Source organism: Vibrio pacinii DSM 19139, from assembly GCF_000711795.1.
GTDB lineage: Bacteria > Pseudomonadota > Gammaproteobacteria > Enterobacterales > Vibrionaceae > Vibrio > Vibrio pacinii.
Window position 1 is genome coordinate 320,271 of sequence record NZ_JONH01000002.1, and the last position, 22,033, is coordinate 342,303.

20 protein-coding genes are annotated in these 22,033 nt (G+C 46.5%); 14 read left to right on the forward strand and 6 right to left on the reverse strand.

Annotation, left to right across the window (positions count from 1 at the left end; translation table 11 throughout):
- Positions 1 to 132 precede the first annotated feature (132 nt).
- Both BS19_RS03685 and BS19_RS03690 read left to right on the forward strand, forming a co-directional pair.
- A complete protein-coding gene (locus BS19_RS03685) occupies positions 133 to 1,182 on the forward strand; it encodes a LacI family DNA-binding transcriptional regulator (RefSeq protein WP_038173405.1) in 1,050 nt (349 codons plus the stop codon).
- 9 nt (positions 1,183 to 1,191) lie between these two features.
- Complete coding sequence (locus BS19_RS03690; RefSeq protein WP_038173406.1) at positions 1,192 to 2,877, forward strand: glycoside hydrolase family 13 protein; 1,686 nt, start codon at positions 1,192 to 1,194, stop codon at positions 2,875 to 2,877.
- Positions 2,878 to 2,962: 85 nt separating this feature from the next.
- Here the strand turns inward: BS19_RS03690 and BS19_RS03695 are convergent, their stop codons facing one another.
- Positions 2,963 to 3,868 carry a DMT family transporter gene (locus BS19_RS03695; RefSeq protein WP_038173407.1) on the reverse strand — a complete coding sequence of 302 codons (906 nt, stop codon included), beginning with the start codon at positions 3,866 to 3,868 and terminating at the stop codon, positions 2,963 to 2,965.
- Between the two features lie 122 nt (positions 3,869 to 3,990).
- Between BS19_RS03695 and BS19_RS03700 the strand changes: the two genes are divergently transcribed.
- From BS19_RS03700 to BS19_RS03720, 5 genes are all read left to right on the forward strand, one after another.
- On the forward strand, positions 3,991 to 4,473 hold the full coding sequence (locus BS19_RS03700; RefSeq protein WP_038173408.1) for a MarR family winged helix-turn-helix transcriptional regulator: 483 nt from the start codon (positions 3,991 to 3,993) through the stop codon (positions 4,471 to 4,473).
- Positions 4,474 to 4,504: 31 nt separating this feature from the next.
- Complete coding sequence (locus BS19_RS03705) at positions 4,505 to 5,647, forward strand: sugar diacid recognition domain-containing protein (RefSeq protein WP_038173409.1); 1,143 nt, start codon at positions 4,505 to 4,507, stop codon at positions 5,645 to 5,647.
- A 135-nt stretch (positions 5,648 to 5,782) separates the two neighbouring features.
- On the forward strand, positions 5,783 to 7,048 hold the full coding sequence (locus tag BS19_RS03710; protein WP_038173410.1) for a GntP family permease: 1,266 nt from the start codon (positions 5,783 to 5,785) through the stop codon (positions 7,046 to 7,048).
- Positions 7,049 to 7,057: 9 nt separating this feature from the next.
- Positions 7,058 to 8,194, forward strand: a complete 1,137-nt coding sequence (locus BS19_RS03715) for a glycerate kinase (protein WP_038173412.1) — start codon at positions 7,058 to 7,060, stop codon at positions 8,192 to 8,194.
- A 182-nt stretch (positions 8,195 to 8,376) separates the two neighbouring features.
- Positions 8,377 to 8,637 (forward strand): DUF5062 family protein, encoded by a 261-nt coding sequence (locus BS19_RS03720; RefSeq protein ID WP_038173413.1) that lies wholly within the window; start codon positions 8,377 to 8,379, stop codon positions 8,635 to 8,637.
- A 134-nt stretch (positions 8,638 to 8,771) separates the two neighbouring features.
- Here the strand turns inward: BS19_RS03720 and BS19_RS03725 are convergent, their stop codons facing one another.
- A complete protein-coding gene (locus tag BS19_RS03725) occupies positions 8,772 to 9,650 on the reverse strand; it encodes a LysR family transcriptional regulator (protein WP_038173414.1) in 879 nt (292 codons plus the stop codon).
- Positions 9,651 to 9,742: 92 nt separating this feature from the next.
- Between BS19_RS03725 and BS19_RS03730 the strand changes: the two genes are divergently transcribed.
- Entirely contained in the window at positions 9,743 to 10,705 is a 963-nt protein-coding gene (locus tag BS19_RS03730) for a nitrilase family protein (RefSeq protein ID WP_211252985.1), read from the forward strand.
- A 217-nt stretch (positions 10,706 to 10,922) separates the two neighbouring features.
- Positions 10,923 to 11,381 carry a GNAT family N-acetyltransferase gene (locus BS19_RS03735; RefSeq protein WP_038173417.1) on the forward strand — a complete coding sequence of 153 codons (459 nt, stop codon included), beginning with the start codon at positions 10,923 to 10,925 and terminating at the stop codon, positions 11,379 to 11,381.
- Positions 11,382 to 11,958: 577 nt separating this feature from the next.
- Here BS19_RS03735 and BS19_RS03740 read toward each other — a convergent pair.
- Positions 11,959 to 13,476, reverse strand: coding sequence for a serine hydrolase domain-containing protein (locus BS19_RS03740; RefSeq protein WP_038173419.1), 1,518 nt, complete (start codon positions 13,474 to 13,476; stop codon positions 11,959 to 11,961).
- A gap of 399 nt (positions 13,477 to 13,875) precedes the next feature.
- Here BS19_RS03740 and BS19_RS03745 point away from each other — a divergent pair, with 399 nt between their 5' ends.
- Entirely contained in the window at positions 13,876 to 14,403 is a 528-nt protein-coding gene (locus BS19_RS03745; RefSeq protein ID WP_051686486.1) for a NifB/NifX family molybdenum-iron cluster-binding protein, read from the forward strand.
- Here the strand turns inward: BS19_RS03745 and BS19_RS03750 are convergent.
- Entirely contained in the window at positions 14,400 to 14,681 is a 282-nt protein-coding gene (locus BS19_RS03750; RefSeq protein ID WP_038173421.1) for a DUF134 domain-containing protein, read from the reverse strand. The two genes, BS19_RS03745 and BS19_RS03750, sit on opposite strands and share 4 nt — an antisense overlap.
- Positions 14,682 to 14,746: 65 nt before the next feature.
- Here BS19_RS03750 and BS19_RS03755 point away from each other — a divergent pair, with 65 nt between their 5' ends.
- Positions 14,747 to 15,160, forward strand: a complete 414-nt coding sequence (locus tag BS19_RS03755; protein WP_038173422.1) for a PaaI family thioesterase — start codon at positions 14,747 to 14,749, stop codon at positions 15,158 to 15,160.
- A gap of 189 nt (positions 15,161 to 15,349) precedes the next feature.
- Here BS19_RS03755 and BS19_RS03760 read toward each other — a convergent pair whose 3' ends face one another.
- Positions 15,350 to 17,197, reverse strand: a complete 1,848-nt coding sequence (locus BS19_RS03760; protein ID WP_038173423.1) for a M3 family metallopeptidase — start codon at positions 17,195 to 17,197, stop codon at positions 15,350 to 15,352.
- 342 nt (positions 17,198 to 17,539) lie between these two features.
- Here BS19_RS03760 and BS19_RS03765 point away from each other — a divergent pair, with 342 nt between their 5' ends.
- Together BS19_RS03765 and BS19_RS03770 are read left to right on the forward strand one after the other, a co-directional pair.
- Positions 17,540 to 18,715, forward strand: a complete 1,176-nt coding sequence (locus BS19_RS03765) for a lytic polysaccharide monooxygenase (RefSeq protein ID WP_038173425.1) — start codon at positions 17,540 to 17,542, stop codon at positions 18,713 to 18,715.
- A 313-nt stretch (positions 18,716 to 19,028) separates the two neighbouring features.
- Complete coding sequence (locus BS19_RS03770) at positions 19,029 to 20,741, forward strand: S8 family peptidase (protein ID WP_038173427.1); 1,713 nt, start codon at positions 19,029 to 19,031, stop codon at positions 20,739 to 20,741.
- A 48-nt stretch (positions 20,742 to 20,789) separates the two neighbouring features.
- On the opposite strand, the gene BS19_RS03775 is transcribed toward BS19_RS03770, so the two are convergent.
- Entirely contained in the window at positions 20,790 to 21,272 is a 483-nt protein-coding gene (locus BS19_RS03775) for an Lrp/AsnC family transcriptional regulator (protein WP_038173428.1), read from the reverse strand.
- Positions 21,273 to 21,391: 119 nt separating this feature from the next.
- Here BS19_RS03775 and BS19_RS03780 point away from each other — a divergent pair, with 119 nt between their 5' ends.
- A complete protein-coding gene (locus tag BS19_RS03780; protein WP_038173429.1) occupies positions 21,392 to 21,991 on the forward strand; it encodes a LysE family translocator in 600 nt (199 codons plus the stop codon).
- Positions 21,992 to 22,033 lie beyond the last annotated feature (42 nt).

Consider the following 22,033-nt stretch of genomic DNA (forward strand, 5'->3'; position numbering starts at 1 on the left):
AATATGACCGCACTCACACTCACTTAATGCTGATTTTTGCGCGAGTACTTATTTTTACTTAATCGTTTTAGACTTTGGGTAAAGATTAACTATCTTTGCCTATAGTTGTTGCGTAATGGACGATTTCAAACGATGCAAAACAAAAAGCCAACACTTAAAACAGTAGCTGAACATCTCGCGGTTTCAACCGCAACGGTGTCGAATGCGTTTAATCGTCCTAACCAGCTGTCCAAAGCGCTGCGCGACAAGATTTTATTTGAATGTGAACGGCTTGGTTACACCGGGCCAAGCAACGCAGCGCGCAGCTTAAGAACAGGCAAAACCAGTGTGATCGGTGTGTTGCTGGCGGATAATCTGGCGTATAACTTTACCGATCCTGTCGCCAGTGAGTTTCTGACTGGCATTTCCAAAGTGCTTGATGCCGCGCACGTCAATATGTTGTTGCTGCCTTCAAAAAGTGAGAATTATCAAAACACTCAGGTCGAGAGTATTCCTGACAGCTTTATCGTTTATGGCAAACCGATCGACACCAATGTGATTACCCATATTGTGCGTCAGCATAAACCTGTAGTTGCGGTGGATTTTTGTCTGCCGAACTTTCCATCGATTAATATTGATAATCAACATGCGGCTTATCAAGTCGCCAAACACGCGATTCACCGCCCGGATGACAACGTGATCATTCTCGGTCTGCGTTTGGAGCCCTCGACGTCGCTTTGTCTCACCAGCTTTAATCATCTTTATTCCAGTGAAGAGTCAGTGTCACGTTGCCGCTTTGAAGGCTACAAACAAGCAATGCAAGAGCGCGGCAATCTGCTCAGTGTTGAAAAGGTGTGGCAGATTCATGATCTTGAGATCTCGAGCCTAAAAACCATGCTACGTGGCACGTTAACGGCTCCGGAAAAAGTCGATGTATTGTTGTGTATGAGCGATAAAATCGCCCTGGCGGCGCTTGATGTTGCCAATGAAATTGGCCTGACCATGCCGGACGATATTCGCATTGTTGGCTTTGATGGCATTCCCATTGCAGAGCGGGTTGGACTGACGACTATTGAGCAGCCGATCATGCAAAAAGGGCAACTGGCGGCGCAGATGGCGTTGGGTCAAATAGCGCCAGATTCGATTCAGCTTGAGAGTAAATTAGTGATTCGAGCCAGCAGTGAACGTTTTCCTAATCAGTAAGGAGGCACTATGAACAACCAGCAGTTGGCGAAGCGTTGGTGGCACAACGCCGTTGTGTATCAGATTTATCCGCGCAGTTTTAATGATTCAAATGGCGATGGCATTGGTGATATCAAAGGCATCATCGAAAAACTGGATTATATTCGCGAGCTTGGGGCTAATGTGATTTGGCTGAGCCCAGTTTACCAGTCGCCAATGGATGATAATGGCTACGACATCTCTGATTATCAGAGCATCGCGCCCGAGTTTGGCACCATGCAAGATATGGACAGGTTAATTGCCGAAGCGGATAAGCGCGGCATCAAAATTATGATGGATCTGGTGGTCAATCATACCTCTGATGAGCATCCTTGGTTTGTCGAGTCTCGCCGTTCAAAAGACAGCCCTAAGCGTGACTGGTACATCTGGAAAGATCCCAAATCGGATGGCAGTGAGCCAAATAACTGGGAGTCGTTCTTTAAGCCTAAAGCTTGGACGCTAGATGAAACAACAGGTCAGTATTACCTGCATATATTTAGCGATAAACAACCTGATTTGAATTGGGCCAATCCTGAAGTGCGTGAAGCCGTTTACGAGATGATGCATTTTTGGCTTAAAAAAGGTCTTGGCGGCTTCCGTATGGACGTGATCAATATGATTGGCAAACCGTCAGATTACCCAGATGCGACGATTTTTGATCAAGGTGTTGCAGGATGGGAACATTGGTCAAACAATTTATTGGTTCACCAGTACTTGCGGGAAATGCATGACAAAGTACTGAAACATTATGATATTTTGACCGTGGGTGAAACGCCTTTTACCACCACATTGGACGGCCGTTTTTACTCCAATCCGGCGCGTAATGAGATCAGTATGATTTTTCAGTTCGAGCATGTCAGCATTGACCGAGAAGAGCACAACGCGGTCAAAAAAGATTTCGATCTGGTGCAATACAAAGAGATCATGACGCGCTGGCAAGAGGATTTGTACCAAAAAGGTTGGAACAGCCTGTACTGGAGTAACCACGATCAGCCGCGTACGGTATCACGTTATGGGTGCGACTCAGCTCAGTATCGAGTTGTCAGTGCAAAAATGCTGGCGACGGTACTGCACATGATGAGCGGCACGCCGTACATCTATCAGGGCGAAGAGATCGGTATGACCAACAAACACTTCAATAGTATCGATGAATTCAACGACTTGATGGCGAAGTTCCATTATCAAAAGATGATCGCGCGTGGTGTGAGTGATCAAGACTCTATCGCATTTCTGAATGATTTTTCTCGAGATCACGCTCGGGTCCCCATTCAGTGGAATAACCAAGCCAATGCCGGTTTCACGTCAGGTACGCCATGGTTGCCACTTAATGATAACTATCAGCACATCAATGCCGAGCAAGCGGTCAGTGATGCGGATTCTATTTATCACCATTACCGTCAGTTAATTGCTCTGCGCCAAGGCGACGACTATGGTGATGTGATTGTTTACGGCGCGCACCAGCTACTCGACCCAGATGACCGCGAAGTTTACGCCTATCGACGCGAGCACCAAGGCAAAACTCTGCTGACGATTGCTAATTTCACTGACAAGTCGCTAGAGAGAAGTTATCAAGGTAAAGTCACAAACCAGCTTATTAACAATGGTGTAGGCGTTGTCGATGACTTAATAAACCTGCAACTTCAGCCTTACCAAGCGCTGGTGGTTGAAATCGTCTAAACGGCGCGCGTATAAGACAAAATAAAATGCCATGGCTTAACAACCATGGCATTTTTACACTGTAAACAGAGGCGATCGATTGAGTTTATTTGGCTTTTTGTGCGCACGGTGTCAGGCGCATTTTTTTTGCTCTTAGCCTAGTCAATACTTGCGGTAGTAGTGACATCGCAATCATGCTCATCATTAAGCTGTATTGAAATAGGCTGAACGATTCGCCCAGTAACAGCAAGCCTGTGACGATCCCTGCAATCGGATTGGCAATACCGCCAAAGGTAAAGTCGACCACAGACATGCGTTGTAATAACCACACATACAAACCGTATCCGAGCGCAGTATTGAGTATGACCAGCCAGCTCAAGCCAACAAGATTGAGCATCGATAAATGGCTCAATATTTTGCTGTATTGTTCAGGAGCGATCACGGCTTGTAGGCCAGAGGCGACAGATAAAATCGCACCACCAAGAATCAATTGCCAAGTCAATACCGTCCACCAATGGATGCGATTGCCCAATGATTTGGTCAAGGTACTGCCGATAACGATACAGGTAATCGCACCTAGCATCGCGATAAGTCCGATAGGGTTAAGGCTGATTGAACTAGGATCAAACAACATCCACGCCAATGCGATTAATGCCACCCCACTTAACGATTGAACATTATTTGGTCGCTGTTTACCGCGGAGCCAATGATAGAGCATGGCAAATACCGGAACCGACACCATACCTACGCCGGCAATGGCTGACGGTAGATTTAAGGCCATCACAAAAATTAAACCAAAGAAGGTGGCAATATTAATCAGCCCAAGTCTGAGCAAGATTGGCCAATCGCTTTTTTGCGGCAAACTTGGCTTGATTGCCAGTAGCAGCAATCCGGCCGGTAAAGCTCGAATGGCACCAAGCAGCAACGGCGGCCAATCTGTCAGGGCATATTGTGTCACCGCGTAGGTGGTTCCCCACAAAAACGCAGGGATCATAGCAAGTAATACATTCATGTTAATTATCTTTATGTGAAGATAGTTTGATTAAAATGTACGCTTAAAGTTGCTGCTTGTAAAGTATCTTTATATTAAGATAACTCATCTATTGTTGTTAATACCTGTGGAGATTAAACGAAATGGATGCGATTGACCGCGTTGTAGGCCAATGGGCGGCAGAGAAACCAACGTTAGAAACAGAACCCATGGCGATCATGGGGCGCCTGATGCGCGTGGCGAAGTATATGGAAGCTGAAGTCGCTCAGTTGCATAAATGTCACGACCTTAAGCCAGGGGAGTTTGATGTTTTGGCGACTTTGCGTCGTAGTGGTCAGCCTTACCGCCTGACGCCTTCTGAGTTGATGGGCTCGATGATGCTGACTTCAGGGGCGATGACCAACCGACTCGATAAACTGGAATCTAAAGGGTTGATTGCTAGGGCGCATAGCCAGTCTGATCGTCGCAGTGTAACGGTCGAGCTATCGGCTGCCGGACTGGCGCTGATCGACACCTTGATAGAACAACACGCCGCAGTGCAAGCCAGTTTGGTTTTAGGGCTGAATAGCGAACAAAAAGCGCAGCTCAATCAAACTCTTAAAGCTTGCCTAGCGCAGTACGAATAACCTTGTCCACCTGTCTAATGGAATCGGTGTTATGCAGTTAAATAGCTTGATCGCTCGGCAAATTGTCGAGCGAGCGACAAACATCATTAAATATCCTGTGAATGTGATGGATGAAAATGGCCAGATCATTGGATCAAGCGATCCATCGCGTTTATATCGGACTCATGAAGGGGCTTTGCTCGCTATTCACGACAACCGCACCCTTGAAATTAACCACAGTGTCGCCAGTACGCTCAGTGGTGTTAAAGAAGGGATTAATCTACCGATTGTGTATCAAGACAGTGTGATTGGTGTGGTGGGCATCTCGGGTAAGCCTGAACAAGTGCGAAATTATGGTGAGTTGGTCAAGATGACGGCGGAGCTGATTGTCGAGCAAGCGGCGTTAATGGCACAGATCCAGTGGAATAAACGCCACCGTGAAGAGCTGTTATTGCAACTTATTCAAGGGTCGACCCTCAATGAAAATCAGCTGCTATCGATAGCCGAGCGGCTCGATCTTGATTTATCTCAGCCGCGGGTTGCCGCAACAGTCAAGGTGATTCCAAAACCCGGAGAGCCACTAACTTTGGAGCAATTGCAACAATTAGTCCATCTGTTGGAGTACCCAGAAAGAGACAATATTGTCGGCATTGTTTCTGTGTCGATGAACGAGGTTGTCGTGCTAAAGCCGGTGACGGTGGTGGAGGGGACGTGGAATAAAACGGAGGAGAAAAAACGGGCCAAGCGTTTGCTCAAACGGATTGCTCAACAGGCCGACTTCTCTGTCAAAATCGCCATGGGAGAGTATTTTGCTGGGCTTGGCGGGTTATCTCGATCTTATGCCACTGCCAAAGCGACCTTAGCGTGCAATGCAGAGAGTAAAGAGTCGATCCTGTTTTATCAGCAGCACAAGCTATCGGTATTGATTGATGGGCTGAAACAAGACGACTGGCGACGAGAGCAGTTGACGCACCCGCTCGATAAGTTGGGTGAGAAAGACGCAAAAGGTGTGCTGCTTAAAACCCTCAAGGAATTTTTTGCTCAGGATTGCGATCTGGCTCAAACCTGTGCAGCTCTCCATATTCATCGCAATACGCTACGCTATCGCCTAGAAAAGATAGAACAAATTACTGGTTTATTTATCAATAAGTTAGATCATAAAGTTCAACTCTATCTAGCGATAAAATGCTTATAGTTTGACTATCTAAATTGTGCGTTTGCACAATTACCATCCCCCTTGTGTGGGAGAAATTTGTTATTTTGCATAAAGAATTTCACGCTAACTGCTTCTACTCTGCAGGCAGTTAACGAAATAAACGGAAACAGCAAAATGATAGAAGTCTCTACGCTCGGAGCCTTGACGGCCTTAGTCGTCGCCATTGCTCTGATCCTCAAAAAAGTACCGCCTGCGTATGGCATGATTATCGGTGCGCTTATCGGTGGTGTTGTCGGCGGCGTATCGCTTACAGATACCGTGTCACTAATGATCGGTGGTGCGCAAGGTATTGTGACTGCCGTGCTGCGTATTCTTGCTGCTGGTGTATTGGCTGGCGTATTGATTGAATCTGGCGCCGCGACCTCGATAGCGGAAACCATCGTTAAAAAAGTCGGTGAAACGCGCGCGTTGTTAGCACTTGCTATCGCTACGATGATTTTGACTGCAGTGGGTGTGTTTGTCGATGTCGCCGTTATTACGGTTGCGCCGATTGCTCTCGCGATTGCCCGCCGCGCAAATATCTCTAAAACGGCGATTCTGTTGGCCATGGTCGGTGGTGGTAAAGCGGGTAACGTGATGTCACCCAACCCAAATGCTATTGCCGCGGCCGATGCGTTTAATGTGCCTCTTACCTCGGTGATGGCGGCAGGAGTGCTCCCAGGTTTATGTGGTTTGCTGCTGGCGTATTTCATCGCTAAAAAATTGGTTAACAAAGGCACTAAGGTCGAGGCCAGTGAGGTTGTCGAAGTTGACCACTCACGTTTGCCAGCTTTTAAGGCGGCCATTGTGGCTCCTTTGGTGGCGATTGCGTTGTTGTCATTGCGCCCGATTGCAGGAATTAACGTTGATCCGCTTATCGCGTTGCCGCTTGGTGGCTTACTTGGCGCAGTGGTGATGGGTCGATTTGCTGATACAAACCACTTCGCGGTTGCCGGTCTTAGCCGCATGGCACCAGTGGCGGTCATGCTACTGGGCACCGGTACACTTGCCGGCATCATTGCTAACTCGGGTTTAAAAGATGGCCTTATTGATGTGTTAACGGCATCAGGCTTGCCATCGTTCGTCTTAGCACCTGTTTCTGGTGCGATGATGGCATTGGCGACTGCCTCAACAACGGCGGGCACGGCTGTGGCGGCGAGCGTCTTTAGCAGCACCATTTTAGAGCTGGGTGTGCCAGCATTGGCGGGGGCGGCGATGATTCACTCGGGTGCGACGGTCCTTGATCATATGCCACACGGCAGCTTCTTCCATGCCACAGGCGGCGCGGTACACATGGATATTCGTGAGCGTCTCAAGCTAATCCCTTATGAATCGGCGGTAGGTCTAATGATCGCCTTTGTTTCAACCATGATGTTTGGCGTATTTGGCCTGTTTGTTTAAGGATTTCTTATGAAAATTGTAATTGCTCCAGATTCTTACAAAGAGAGCCTCACTGCGATGGAAGTGGCGAAGGCGATTGAAAACGGCTTTAAGCAAGTCTTCCCACAGGCGAACTGCATTAAATTGCCAATGGCCGACGGTGGAGAAGGAACGGTTCAATCCTTAGTTGATGCCACTGGGGGAGAGATTGTTAACGCGTTGGTCACAGGCCCACTAGGTCAAACGGTAGAAGGCTTTTATGGCTTACTTGGCGAAGGCACGACGGCAGTGATCGAAATGGCGGCGGCCTCGGGCTTACACCTAGTTGAGCCAGCGCAGCGTAACCCTCTTTTGACCACCACCTACGGCACTGGCGAGCTGATTAAAGCGGCGCTAGATGCTGGGGTGACACACATAATTGTCGGTATTGGTGGCAGTGCGACCAACGACGGCGGCATGGGGATGGCGCAGGCGCTCGGCGCACGTTTTATCGATAGCAATGGCGCAGAGCTCGGTTTTGGCGGCGGTGCATTGGCTCAACTGGCTAGTATTGATTTATCTGGTTTAGACCCACGTTTGGCCGCGATTAAACTCGAAGTCGCTTGTGATGTTGATAACCCGTTGTGCGGTATAAAAGGCGCATCGCACGTGTTTGGACCACAAAAAGGTGCGACGCCAGAAATGGTCGCTCAGCTTGATGCAAACCTTGCCCATTACGCGCAAGTGATTCGCCAAACCAATGGAAAAGAGGTGATTGGCCAAGCGGGCGCAGGGGCAGCGGGCGGTTTAGGCGCTGCGCTATTGGGCCTCTTTGACGCCGATCTTCGCCCTGGCATCAACATTGTTATGGACGCGGTGAACCTTTGTGAAGTGGTGAAAGATGCCGATTTGGTGATCACTGGTGAAGGTCGCATTGATAGCCAGACGATTCATGGTAAAACACCGGTTGGTGTGGCGCGCACAGCGAAAATGTATGATTTGCCAGTGATTGGTATCGCCGGCAGTATCGCTAAAGATTGCCACGTGGTGCATGATCATGGGATTGACGCTGTTTACAGTGTGGTGCTCGGTGCAACCGATTTGCCCACCGCACTGAAAGAAGCGGCGTTTAACGTTGAAATGACCTCGCGCAATGTGGCCGCCACATTGGCAATGACGTTTAAGTAAGCCTTGCGCTTCACTCTGACTAACGGTCGCTATTTAGCGGCCGTTTTTTGATCGCCAAGCTTAAATACAGGGATATTTAGGCTCGATAATCTAGCAGCTTAACGAATCTGAAAGTGACACAAGCAAGTGAAGCCTTCAATTTGGTATACTGACCATTCTACTGATATTAAGGGTGACAATGTATGTCAAAAACCGCGAAACTCTTGAATGAAGACAAGTTGGTAAAAAAGGCATTAGAGGTTGGTGTCAAGATGGCAAAGATGCAGGGGTTTGACTTACCTATGTCGCCACAACCGGTTAAAGTTAAAGCGATTTATCTATTTTTGGTTGGTGCAAAACAAATTACACCACTGCCAGAGAGTAAATTAGACGGTGCCAGTATCAAACATCGTTTAGCACTATGGATACATAACGCCCTGCCTGATAATGATCCTTTAAAATAGGCACTACTCGTATCAACTGTCTGTCGTTACAGCGGTGGAATGAATAACAAAGGCGAGCCAACAGGTTCGCTAAACTTAACCCTAACCCTAACCGTTATCAATCGATGATAGCGGCAAAGAAGCATGTGATTCAATTAAGGGCGTAGGGCTCGATTCTGCTCTACAAATTGAATAAAGTTATCTCTCGCAAGGTTCTCTAACTGTTCATTCCAAATTAGACCAACATCCCACGAGCTATTTTCTCCTGAAAGTTCCCAAAAAGCGACGTGTTCATTCGCAATATTCTTGACACTTGCTGGAACAATAGTGAAGCCCAAATTTGCCGATACCAGCGCCAACAGTGTTTGAATATCATCAGCCTCTTGAGCAACGTTCAGTTTTTTCTCATGCTCTCCCAATAACATGTTTATTTGTTGGCTTAGACCCATGCCTCGTTCAGGATTGAGCTGTAAATAATCGATTGAATCTAACGAATACCACAATTTGTTTTTGTCTATGATTTGGCTGTTATGCGTCGCTATTACTAGGTAATCTCTCGAGAGCTTCATCCCTTTCAGCGGGGTAATAGCAGGAAGTCGACTAAAACTGAGCTGAAGTTCTCCTGAAAGCAACGCCTCCGACTGGTTTTGAGATGGTATATCGTTGAGTGAAATATGGATTTCTGGGTACTTTTTTTTGAATTTAGCTATGTAACTTGGTGCCAGATGGTAAGAAGAGATACCAAAACCTATATTGAGATTTCCTGCAATTCCCTTGGCGACTCGTTGGGTTAAAGATTTATAAGACTCAAAATTCGACACAATACGTTGCGCTTCAGGTAAAAGAGCAACTCCTGCCGCAGTAAGACTGGCACCTTGTCTTCCTCTTTCAAATAATACTACCCCACAAAAAGCCTCAAGACGTTGAATCTTCTTAGTTAAAGCTGACTGAGTGATATGTAAGTGCTCTGAAGCTACTCGATAGTTACCATCTTCTGCTAATTGGCAGAATGTGCGTAAATCACCAAAATCCATTCCATTTGCTCATTAAATGTAGGAATTTTATTCATTATACGGAATTAAAAGAGCTTTTTAAAATGATTGATATTCACTAAGTAAAAGGAACAATCATGAAAGATATCCGTGTTGCTACTGTTCAATTTAACCACCATGCGAACGATAAAAATTACAACTTATCGCTCATTCAAAGTTACGTAGAAAAGGCGGCTAAACAAGAGGTGAAAATCATCGCCTTCCCTGAAATGTGTGTGACTGGTTACTGGCATGTTTCGAAACTTCAAAAGTCAGAGATCTATGATTTGTCAGAATTCATCCCACAAGGGGAAACTACTCAACGTTTGCTAAAAATGTCTGAAAAATACCAGCTCAGCATTGGTGCAGGTTTAATTGAAAAGGATGAGGACGGAAATCTTTATAACTCTTACGTAATGGCAATGCCTGATGGTCAGATAGCCAAACACAGAAAGCTGCATACGTTTGTCAGTGAACACATGAGTAGTGGGAATGAATATACTGTATTTGATACACCACATGGATGCAGGGTGGGGATTCTTATTTGCTGGGACAATAATTTGGTAGAGAATGCACGAATTACAGCATTAAAAGGTGCCGATATCCTAGTCGCTCCTCATCAAACAGGTGGAACCAACTCACGCAGCCCAAATGCGATGGGGTTGATTGATCCCCAACTTTGGCATAACCGCAAGCAAGATCCAGAGTCGATTCGTTCTGAAATGCAAAGTTCAAAAGGAAGAAAATGGTTAATGCGTTGGCTACCCTCGCGTGCTCATGACAATGGCATGTTCCTGATCTTTAGCAACGGTGTTGGGGTTGATATGAATGAAGTTAGAACGGGTAATGCAATGGTACTCAATCCTTACGGAGAAATTATCGCAGAAACTGATAGCGTTGATAACGATATGGTTATTGCAGATCTGAATGCAGAACAACTAGATATGTGTACAGGTAAACGCTGGATCAGAGGTCGTAGACCTAATCTCTACAATCCCCTAACAGTTGAAGGGAACGAATTAACGCCTTATCACGCGAGGTTTTCGGATCAAAAGTAGATGGACCAACTGTTCTGAACAGTCGCGATGCTAATAATGTGTTGGCCTTAACTTAACTAGAGGTTTTATACTTGTTTTAAATCGAACATACCAACGTTTAAGAGTGGTTCCAAACGCTGTCACAGCTTAAATAGCTGAGGTCGGTGGTAGTGTTGCCCACTACTTAGTTGGCCATTAAGTGCTTAAATGCCCCCATTCATCAATTGAAGGATTAATTTTGATTATTAGAGAAGCAAACGTAGACGATATTTCGCGATTACTATATTTAGAACAATGTGTTATAGACGCTGAAAGACCATATAACTCTTCTTTAAAAGATAAGTCAGCGCACTATTACGATATAGAAAAGCTTATCTCATGCTATAACTCGCATCTGTTGGTTGTAGAGGTAGACTGCGAGATTGTTGGCACAGGTTATGCTCAAATACGTGACTCTAAGCCCTCTTTAAAGCATGAGCAACATTGTTATCTAGGTTTTATGTATGTATCTCCAAGCTATCGAGGTCAAGGGATTAATTCTAAGCTAGTAAGAAAATTAATTGATTGGAGTAAGGGAAGGGGTATATCCGATTTTTATCTTGATGTGTATTCAGAGAATGACTCAGCGATTAAAGCTTATGAAAAAGTTGGTTTTAAAGGCGGGTTATTAGAAATGAAGCTTTGTCTTACAGAGTGAGGCAATGCACCTTAATAACCCCCCTTGCAAGGGAATAACACAATGCATGGAACTAAGTTACTGAAAGAGAATGGTTGTGCAAATATTTCAATGGTAAAGAAATAAATACTAATTCAAATCGGGTCGTTAGTTCACTTAAGGCAATGCAATTTTTAGTGCTTTGGAGAGAAAGTGAGCGATTGAAACTCATGCTTCGTTTGGCATCAGAAAATCTATCGAAAACTCATAAAGTGAGATTGATGTGATTTGCTTTTGGTAACGCGGAATGGGGCATAAATGTTTGTATTATTTCCCGTTCTTCATGATGATGGTGAAATACTTCATCGGAGCACTGCCTCGCAATCTGCAATGTAGGAAAAGTTAAACAGTGGTCAGGAGTCTCCCACCAGTGGCCTGGTGGAGCTCGATGTAATAAAGATTGCTAACTGGTTGGCTAATAACAACGGCCTTGGTTGAAAAACTTGTTACAGTCTATCAACCAAGGCGTTACGCTTTTTCAATTGCCTTCAATAAGCTCTGCTCTTTGCGGTGCTTTCAAATCTTCGGCAACTGTTGTCAGCGTGAATTGATATGTCTTCTACTCATCCTGCTTATCGAATACCGATCCGGAGAGCGAGAACTCGTCAACCGCACCTTCACCGCGAATAAAGATTCTGTGGTTGAAGCGCACGTAGTTGAGCTCGCCAGACGGGTCTTTGAGCAATTCTCCAAGCGATCCCTTATTTGGGCCTTCGGTGATGATAAAATAACCCTCGGCCGTGTTGGCCACATTGGCAGGCGCGGGATCCGCTCCCTTGGTCAATGCGGAGAACTGAACAAACACATATTTGTCGCCCTCTTTGCGGATCTCGATGTTTTGGGAATTCCCCTTGAAAACGCCGACGAAGGGGTCGAGCACAGACGGTTCAACGCCCGCTGCGATCGGAGACTTAGCCTCAATTTTCGTAAAGGCTTTGACCATTGCGTTGGCAACTTTTTTGTAGGCCTCGACTCCGCGATCACTGTGAACCAAAACCACCACGGCAAAGTCGTGATCCGGGATCAGCTGCAGAAAAGAACGCGTGCCGGGCCAATTCCCCCCATGGCTAGGGCTGGTGACCCCATCGTAGTCGTGGACGAACCATGTCAGTCCAGTAAAGTCGCCGGTCTCAGCCTCGACTGCTGGAGCGTGGGCATAGTCCAGTGCTTTTTTAGACAGCAACTGCTTGCCGGAGGCGTCTTTACCGTCTAACTGAAAGCGGGCGTATTTAAGCATGTCGGTAACCGTAGACCGAATTCCGCCTGAGGCTGCAGACTCTCTTATCATCGGAATGTAGTACGGCTTGAGATCACTGATGCTGCCTTCCCCGTAGATCGGCGGATGACCCCAGGCGTAATTTTTAGCCGGCGGGGTGGTGTCGTAATTAAAGGATGACGCATCCATGCCGAGCGGATCTAACAGGTTCTCTTCGATCAGGGTCTCGATCGGCTTTCCGCCGACATGCGATACTACATGGGTTGCAAAGGTGATACTGGTGTTGTTGTACATCCAGGTTTGATCGAACGGATAGATCTGCTGGGCGTAAGCCCCTTGGAGCATGACCTTTTCGGATATCGATCCACCCGGAGGAACAGGAAGGAACCCATGGTCGCCATACCAGCCAGCACGATGATGGAACAGGTCAACAACCCGCGCTTTCGACGTCGCCACGGGATCCGCAACCCTCCACCACGGCAGAATGTCGACAATGCGCTTGTCTAAATCCAGAATGCCCTGTTCGGACTGCTGCATGGCCAACGTTGAAAGGAAAGTTTTTGTCACAGAGCCAATTTGAAATTGCGTATCAGGGGTAACGGCCTCGTCGGTGCCTACCTTGGTGATACCGAGTCCGGCGCTATAGGTGTTGCCTCCATGGATGACACCGACTGCTAGTCCCGGTATGTGCTTTTCTTTCATAAGCTCAGCCGCTTCGGCAACGACGGCATTGAAGGCTGCTTGGCCCTCTTCCTTTGTCATTTTATTATTTTGATGTGCTAATGCCGGTTGCATTGCCAATAACGACGAAATGATTACGCTAGGTAATAGTTTCATTTTTCTCTTACTGATTTTTTCCATATTTCTTCTCGTTTAAATCAATAAAGGACAGAGCTTTTTGCGCCGACAAACCTTGATGGTCTGCCAACAACAAAAAATCCACTACGGTTTGAAATCATAGTCAGCCAAAAGCCGTTTTGAATACCTATATGACAATGCGGCCTTTCTTGAACTTTCGGTTGGTAATAAATATCTTAGCCTAAGAAAAAAGAATTTTGATTGTAAAATGTCGCATAATTTTGAAAGCCTTACTTATTGACTCTTTCGGATAACTTAAACTTGGTAAAACTATAGGCAAACAAGACAAGAGCAATACTTGCCACTATCGCTATATGGAAGCTAATTTCTCACATGTGGTTATTGGCATATGCTAATAATTGGCGGTATAGTCCCTTTATCACCTTGATAATGGATCTCACTATGTTATTTGCCATTCCTAGCCGCGAATCTTCTCTTTCTAATCACTTTGCCAAAGCTCCTCAGATCATGCTTTGGGATAGCGAAACCAATAGCAAACGCATTCTCGATCTACCCCAATCTTCGGCTTGTTGCGGACATAAGAAGTATTGGAGCAAAGTTGTGCAAGACAATCAGGTGGATGCTGTCGTGGTGCGTCTAATTGGCACCAATATGCTTAACACCTTGTTTAAGCTCAATGTGCGGGTATTGAGTGCACCACGAGGGTTTGATCTAGAGGCCTTTGATGCGGGCCAACTGACTCCTGTCACTCAAATGGAGTTTGCTCGTCCTTCGGTCAAGAAAAATAAAACCAGTTGTTCAGCACACAACACCACGCATTCTCCCTTGAGTGGTATGTGCTTGTCATCGAATAAAGGGCAGACTTCAGGCCAACAAGTGCCAATTAACAAGCTTTCGCCAAGAGTGATGTGTCGCCCTGCTAAGATTTTGAAATTAACCGTACGCACCATGCTCTTTGACCAGAACTAGGGTTCGCGACTAAACATGAGTGCCTGACCATGAACTAAACTCTGAGCCACTTTGGCTCGCGCTCGTTTTACGATATTGCCAAATGTTTGCCTAGAGACTCCCATACGAGTCGCTGCTTCTAATTGACTTAGAGATTCTAGATCGGCCAAGCGTAACGCCTCGAGTTCTTCTGCTAACAGTTCAATTTTATTGAGTTTGGAAAGTGGCACTCCATTGGGTTTAAAGCATTCGTATGGCGCTTTACCGCATATTTTTCGCTCTATTTTTGGTCTCGCCACGTTGTTTCTACCTTTTACATTAATTTGTCTAGGCTCAATGATATTCTTTAACCTAACGGTATGTTATGTCTATTCACACACCTAAAAATCACCAACAATGTGCGATTTGCTGCCGACCTTTTTTCAACCACCATACTGCGATTCAATTTATCTTAATGTCAGATGGGGGTGTGCAGGGCGAAATTGTACCAACAGAAAAAGTACAAGGCTACCAAGGTGTCATGCAGGGCGGTGCAATTACCACCTTGCACGATTCGGCCATGACCCATTGCTTATTTTCTCGTGACGTTTGCGCAATGACAGCGCGACTTGATGTTCGCTTTATCAAGCCCATTCCTCTTAATACAGTCATTCAGGTTCAGGCCCATTGCTTAAAAAGCAAGCGAGGAATGTATCTACTGCAAAGCAACATTTATGTCGATGGTCAGTGTTACTCAAAGGCTGAAGCGAAATTTATGCAATTCCTAGATAATAGATAGGGCTGAGTATGGAGGCTCATTTTGGGCGTGAACTTGCCAGAACCAGAACCAGAGAGAATGGAGTACTCTCGGTCAAATTTGCGGTGCCGATTTTAAAATCGTGGCTGTTTTTAATTCATCTACCGACATCTTCAGCGACGCGCTATATTTGAAACGGTCGCCAATTGCGACCGTTTCTCGTTAAGTGACTTAGCAGCCGTAATTTTGATAGATGTAGCGTTCAAACTGCTGACACATGTGTTGATCTGAACGGGTGTTGTTGGCCAGTTCGTTGTTGCCATCGACTACTTTAATCGTGGCATTCAAAGGGGCTGGCTCGGCTCTTTGACGTGTGGCTAACTGATCGATTTTCTGTTGTTGCTGCAACCAGGCTTGCTGTGGTGATAAGTTACATTCATCAGCAAGGTACTTGGCGTTAAAACCTTCACCCGTCAGACTAACGATGGTGTCGTTATGTGAGCGTTGGTTACCCGCATGCCAGTAATGTTTTGCCAGCAAAGGGCCAATTTCTGGGTTGTCAGTCAGGTAGCCAAACTTATCTAAGAAATAGGCGCGAGTTTGGTAGACCGCCATGTGCGCAAGCAAGTAACCGTGATAAGCACAAGACGCCTCATCAGACAGTAAATGAGGAATAGCCATCAGTGGGCGTGGGCTACACTCTAGGCCTAAAATCCGTTTTTCACAGTCGCGGGCGAGCGCGGTAATTTTCTCAGGGGTAAGGTCGCCATCACTCATCTGGTACAGCGCGGATTCAAAGTAAGGCACAACCAAGATACTGCGCTCTTGATAGGCTTTAAAAGGCTGATTACTGTTGATCATCGCTTGGATGATCTCGTCTGGTACCGGATTACCTTTGGCATCTAACGCGTATTGTTTGAGCCAGTCGGCGTCGTTTAACAAGCTATCGCAGAACATCGACTGGGTTTCGGCGTAGGCCATCGAGGTTGGCGCAAACTCTTGCGAGAAGCACGGCGCATTCATTTTTACGTTGGCAAAGTGCGCGGCGTGCCCACCTTCATGGAATAGAGTATTGATACCATCATAACCACTGCCCACTTGATCGGGCTTGGCATTGCTGGTGAAGTTGACCTTAGCGGCCACCCACTCGTTTTGATTGTAAAATGACGGAATCGGCCCGTGACAGAAGCCATTTGGGTATTTGCCTTTTCTGTCGAGTAGATCCAGCGTCAGTTCGGCGCCAGAATAATCAATATTTAAACGACCAAACGATTCTACCCAGCGACGCAAAGATTTTGAGAACGGCACGTAAGGGTCAAGCTCTCGCATCACATCGCCAGAGTAGGAGTAGACAAAATTGTGCCCTCTGAGTGCATCCAACCCTTTCTCTTGGGCGAGCTTTCCCAAACTGGTGAGATTGGTTTCGCGGGTGCGCTGCTCAAAATCATCCAAAATGCTAAACAGCTGTTTCGATGTCATTTTTTCTGTTTTAACAACCGAGTACTCAAAGAAATTGCTGTAGCCCAATGAGCGAGCAAACTGGTTACGTAGTTTAACCAGTTCAATCAATCCGTTATGCAATAACCATTGCTCAAGATCGAGCAGAGCTTGGTGAGCAGATCGACGAACGCTTTCATGGTTATTGGTACGAATCGTTGACGCCAGTACTGGCAGAGAGCCTTCGGTGACATCGCCATGTTCATTGCTGAAGGTTAAGACGTGTTTTTGCTTCTTCTCAAATAGATCGGTTTCAAAAGCGATCAATTCGTTTTTCAGCTGCTGCGCTTGTTCACCTTCGATAGCATGCGCTTGAAACGTCGCTAACCAGCCTTTTAGGCCCGTTTGAGTGCTGTGCCTTTGCTCGTGATCGGTGATGTGCTCTGCGGCTTCAAGTTGCTGTTTAATTGCGCTAATTTGCGTGGCGTCACTTAGAAAATGGGTCCATTCCGTTTGCGCTTGAGTTGAGCCTTCGTGGTCATCACTGATGCCCATATAGGTCTGCCAAAAGAAGTCTTCTTTGCTGCGGTGGATGGTGAGATAACGTTGATTGAGATCGTTTAAATATTCGGTCGCGGTCATTTGGATCCTTCAAATGGTGGCTTAACTGGAGCCTGAATTATGCCATGCTTCGGCGATGATTAGGAATCTAGATGAGTATTCACCAACTCATAAGTCGTAAACAATGTTCTACGTCAGCAGCTTTCGGTCTGAGTGAACGGCGATGCAGTAGCAAACAGAATTTGAAGTGACTCGAAAGAGTGTGCGTGTGGCAGCGGTTTTCGACAAAAATGTTGGAAAGCAGGCAAAGATCTAACAATTCATCTGGCATATAGGGCGCATAAAACACGTTTATCCTGCTAGCTTTGAGTGGCAAACCAAATAATTGTTGGTTGGCGAGTTGGCTAAATATAAGGATAAAACATGAAAATATATACCTCTTTATCACTACTTGGGCTCAGCACTTTAGCGGGGCTTAGTACGTTTCACGTCAGTGCCCATGGTTGGGTCGAATTTCCTAACGCACGGCAAAACATCTGTTACCAAGATGGTGGTTTCTGGACCAATGAGATTCCTAATCCAGCGTGTCAGGCAGCGTTTGATCAATCCGGTGCTTATCCGTTTGTGCAACGCAGCGAAGTGTCAGCCAATGTGGCGAACTACCGCGATATGGCACACGTGCAAGCGATAGTTCGAGATGGTGAGCTATGCTCGGCGGGCGATTCAGCTAAAGCTGGGCTTAATGTTGTTTCTTCTCACTGGCAACGCACCGATGTCGCGTTAGATGAGAACAATCAAATAGATTTCGTTTTCTATGGCAAAGCGCCACATAACCCTTCTTATTGGCAATTTTACCTGACTAAGGCAAATTACGACTCAAGTCAGCCGCTCACATGGAATGACCTCGAATTAATTGATAGCGCGGGCAACATTGCGATTGATGAGCAAAAACGTTATCGCACCAAGGTGACTTTCCCTGCAGGGCGCTCTGGTGACGCCATTTTGTATACGCGCTGGCAGCGTGTGGATGCTGCGGGAGAAGGATTTTATAACTGCAGTGATATCACTTTACGTGGGAGTGGCACCCCTCCAACTGACCCAACAGACCCAAGCGATCCGGCGAACAATCTGACCGCACTGGGCTATTTTGTCCCCCAAGGTTTTGGTCCGGTAGAGGCGGGCGATACGATTCGTTTTCGAACCTTTGACGCAAGCGGCGCTGAAATAGTCGATCTCTCTTTAGCGATCAGTGCGAATAACACGACGACGTGGGCGGCGGAGATGGCCGATCAATTTAACTCGCAACAAAACGGTGATTGGTATGTGGGGATTTGGCATCAAGAAATGAAGCACTATATGTTTGATAGCAACAACATCTATGCCAATCAGGTGTTAGCTCCCAATGATTCGTTTAGCTATGCATTGTCGTTGATCAAGGCCGGCACACCACCACCAACCGAACCAGATAACTTATGGCGTAAAGAGGCGGTGTACAACGCAGGCGATGTCGTCACCCACAACGGCCGTGAGTGGACGGCGCAATGGTGGACCACAGGCGAAGAGCCGGGAAGCACGGGCGAGTGGGGCGTGTGGCGTTAGTTTTCGATTCATATCAAGCCAAGCGGCTGACCTGTTCGGTTAGCCGCTTTTTTTGCACCTAGAGTGACTATAACGTGCAAAGTAAAGTCCAGTGTTTATTGTCTAATCTATTGATTACAAATAACTTTCAGTATGTCGGTTGGTATTAATTATCAATAGGTTTGTTAATAGAATGTGTCTCAAACTTTAGCGAAAAAAAACCGTCCTCAGTGAGATCTTGCTATAAATAAATTGATTTCATGAATGCTATTCAATGTGTTGCAATTTATCTTTTGTGCGCTTTTTAAGCACAAATAAATAGGATGTAACAATAATGAACAATGGATATAAACTTTCTGCTGTCACGTTAGCTATTTTGGCTTCTGCGTCAGTGTCTGCCAACGTCAGTGGCAACCCAGCTCCCGTCAACTCGCCCGTCATTACCAATGTCAAAGGGACCATCGTTGAAGACTACACGCCGCAAGCGCCCGCACTCGGTATGTTCACGATGCGTATGATGAGCGACAGCGCTGACAATCGTGGAGACTGGTTTAATTTCTCGGCTAATGATTCAAGTGTCCAAGGTGTCGGTGCAGACTATGTGTACGACTACCTGTTGCCACCGCTTATGCCACAGCCAGTGATTGTGGCTGTGTTAGATTCAGGTGTTGATGTTGAACATCAAGATTTAAAGAACAAACTATGGACTAACCAAGACGAAATTCCCAACAACGGCATTGATGATGATGGCAACGGCTATGTAGATGATGTTCACGGCTGGAACTTCCTTGGTAACTCACTCGGCATCAACGTTGACCATGACACACTTGAAGTCACCCGCGAATACAAAAAGTATGTGGATCTGCAACAAAATGGTCACTGGATTCCACCGAAAAAACGTATCTACTACCAAGAGGTGGAAAAAGACTACCTTGAGTCGGTCGAATACAACCAAAATGCGCTTGATCAAGTTCAACTTGCGACTGAGCAGGCCAATCAATACCAGCAGCAAATACTCGACTTGGTTGAGCATGATGATTTCACCGTGGCTGGTCTGCAAATCTTGCTGTCCAATGCAAATCCTGATGTGGTCAGTGCGACGCAAAACTTGTTAGCGGTTTTCGATAACTGGTATTCATTTGACTACCTAGAGTCGCGCCGCAGCCGTTATCAAGACGCTTTGGATTATCACTATAATCTCGATTTTGATCCTCGTGCTGACATCGTGTTTGACGACATCAACAATCCTTGGGAAAAAGGCTATGGTAACAACGATGTGAAGGGTCCAGTCGGTTCTCACGGAACGCACGTCGCGGGCATCATTGCCGCCGAGCGTGGTAATGGCGTCGGTATTGATGGGGTGGCTGACTACGCACAAATCATGGCTGTGCGTGTGGTGCCAAATGGTGATGAGCGCGATAAAGACATTGCCAATGCAGTGCGCTATGCGGTTGATAATGGAGCTAAAATCATCAATATGAGCTTTGGCAAGAGCTACTCTCCGCGCAAATACATCGTAGATCACGCGTTTCGCTATGCGGCGCGTAAAGGCGTGCTGATTGTCCATTCTGCTGGTAACAGCCGCAATGATAACGATATCAAACCAAGCTTTCCAAACCGCTACTCAGTTCACTATCGCTCTAAGCCAATCTCAACGTGGCTGGATGTTGGCGCATCGGCGAAATATGCCGATAACCAGCTAGTGGCAAGCTTTAGTAACTTTGGTAAAGACTCGGTTGACTTGTTTGCTCCGGGCTACCGGATCTTGTCGACCACGCCAGGTGATACCTATGGCGCGAAAAGTGGCACTAGTATGGCCGCCCCCGTTGTTTCAGGTGTCGCCGCACTGATTTTGTCACGCTATCCAGACTTGTCGGCTACCGAGCTTAAAGCGTTGTTAATGAACAAAGCTCGTACGTACCCACAGCTTTTGGTCAACAAGCCATCGAGCCCAGCTGATTTAGTGCCGTTTAGTGACTTATCGATCACTGGTGGTATCGTTGATGCCGAAGCGGTTTTTGAAACGTTGCAAGGGCAAGGCCACTAAGGCGTGGCATTAAACCTAGAAACCTACAAGGCTGCGTTTGCAGCCTTTTTAACCAATCGGCAGTTGAAAGGTACTTTTGATCTCTTTAACTGATATATTGGACTGAATCGCACTGACGCCTTTCACGCGGCGCATCGAGCTGATGCGTTCAAAGTATTCGTCTAAATCCTGCGCTACGACCTGCACAATATAGTCAGCGCCGCCTGCGATGCAGTGACACATAAGAATCCAATTGTTCTCTGCGACAAAGTCCTCAAACGGCTCGGTATTTTCTACCTCATGGCTACCCAAGGTGACAAGCGTAAATCCCGAGACTTGAAAGCCAAGTTTCTTTCGATTGAGCCGCGCGGCATAACCTTCGATGTAACCTTCATCTTCCATGCGTTTCCAGCGTCGCCAGCACGGCGTTTCACTTAAGTTGACCGTTTCGGCGAGCTTGCTGTTACTCATGCGGCCATCGCGTTGAATATGGCTGAGAATGGAGAGGTCGGTGTTATCTAGAATAAATTTGGTGGATTCTTTCTTTTTCATACTGGTTTTAGAAATATCTTGCTCATTGATGGCTAAATCATAACGTAGATAGCAACTTTATTCCTGCCTAGTTAAGTAGACTGTTGTGAAATTTAAATCATAACCTTAAGAGGGAGCCAATGAGTGCTCAACTGATGACCGCGTTTCTGCTGTTTTCGATATCCATTTCAATGACGCCTGGGGCAGGCAACATTGCGCTGATCGGGCTGTCCAGCCGTTACGGCTTTAGCGCGACATTGCCATTTGTATTGGGTAATGCGGCTGGGGTTATCGCTATTTTGGTTGGAGCCAGCGTGGGTTTAGTCGGACTGTTTAACCTTTATCCCGACGTCTATACCCTATTAAAGTGGTTGGGTGCTGCGTACTTGCTTTATATGGCTTGGGGTATCGCTAACATGGAACTCGATGGCAACAAGGTGGTAAAGAAATCAGGCTTTACCTCCGGGGTGCTGGTGCAGATCCTCAACCCTAAAGGTTGGGTGGCTTCGCTCACGGTATTTTCTCAGTTTGTTTCACCGACCGACGATTACCTAATGCAGGTGGTGGTTATTATTAGCGTGATGGTTGTGACGGGGGGGCTTGGTATGCTCGCTTGGGCCTATTTTGGCACTATACTCAATCGGTTGGTGCAAGCGCCGCATAAAATGGCCTGGGTGAACCGTGGTTTTGGCGGTAGTCTTGCGCTGGTGGCTTTATTTGTCGTCAGTCAGCCAGCGTAAACACGCTCGTTGAGTCGATTATTGAACTCGCTTTCAGCCCAC

Bases quoted from the DNA above. Each gene is read 5' to 3' on its own strand.
- BS19_RS03780 (WP_038173429.1), top strand. From the start codon at position 21,392: ATGAGTGCTCAACTGATGACCGCGTTTCTGCTGTTTTCGATATCCATT.
- BS19_RS03695 (WP_038173407.1), bottom strand. From the start codon at position 3,868: ATGAATGTATTACTTGCTATGATCCCTGCGTTTTTGTGGGGAACCACC.
- BS19_RS03720 (WP_038173413.1), top strand. From the start codon at position 8,377: ATGTCAAAAACCGCGAAACTCTTGAATGAAGACAAGTTGGTAAAAAAG.
- BS19_RS03715 (WP_038173412.1), top strand. From the start codon at position 7,058: ATGAAAATTGTAATTGCTCCAGATTCTTACAAAGAGAGCCTCACTGCG.
- BS19_RS03775 (WP_038173428.1), bottom strand. From the start codon at position 21,272: ATGAAAAAGAAAGAATCCACCAAATTTATTCTAGATAACACCGACCTC.
- BS19_RS03745 (WP_051686486.1), top strand. From the start codon at position 13,876: ATGTTATTTGCCATTCCTAGCCGCGAATCTTCTCTTTCTAATCACTTT.
- BS19_RS03765 (WP_038173425.1), top strand. From the start codon at position 17,540: ATGAAAATATATACCTCTTTATCACTACTTGGGCTCAGCACTTTAGCG.
- BS19_RS03690 (WP_038173406.1), top strand. From the start codon at position 1,192: ATGAACAACCAGCAGTTGGCGAAGCGTTGGTGGCACAACGCCGTTGTG.
- BS19_RS03685 (WP_038173405.1), top strand. From the start codon at position 133: ATGCAAAACAAAAAGCCAACACTTAAAACAGTAGCTGAACATCTCGCG.
- BS19_RS03705 (WP_038173409.1), top strand. From the start codon at position 4,505: ATGCAGTTAAATAGCTTGATCGCTCGGCAAATTGTCGAGCGAGCGACA.
- BS19_RS03725 (WP_038173414.1), bottom strand. From the start codon at position 9,650: ATGGATTTTGGTGATTTACGCACATTCTGCCAATTAGCAGAAGATGGT.
- BS19_RS03755 (WP_038173422.1), top strand. From the start codon at position 14,747: ATGTCTATTCACACACCTAAAAATCACCAACAATGTGCGATTTGCTGC.
- BS19_RS03710 (WP_038173410.1), top strand. From the start codon at position 5,783: ATGATAGAAGTCTCTACGCTCGGAGCCTTGACGGCCTTAGTCGTCGCC.
- BS19_RS03760 (WP_038173423.1), bottom strand. From the start codon at position 17,197: ATGACCGCGACCGAATATTTAAACGATCTCAATCAACGTTATCTCACC.
- BS19_RS03700 (WP_038173408.1), top strand. From the start codon at position 3,991: ATGGATGCGATTGACCGCGTTGTAGGCCAATGGGCGGCAGAGAAACCA.
- BS19_RS03740 (WP_038173419.1), bottom strand. From the start codon at position 13,476: ATGGAAAAAATCAGTAAGAGAAAAATGAAACTATTACCTAGCGTAATC.
- BS19_RS03770 (WP_038173427.1), top strand. From the start codon at position 19,029: ATGAACAATGGATATAAACTTTCTGCTGTCACGTTAGCTATTTTGGCT.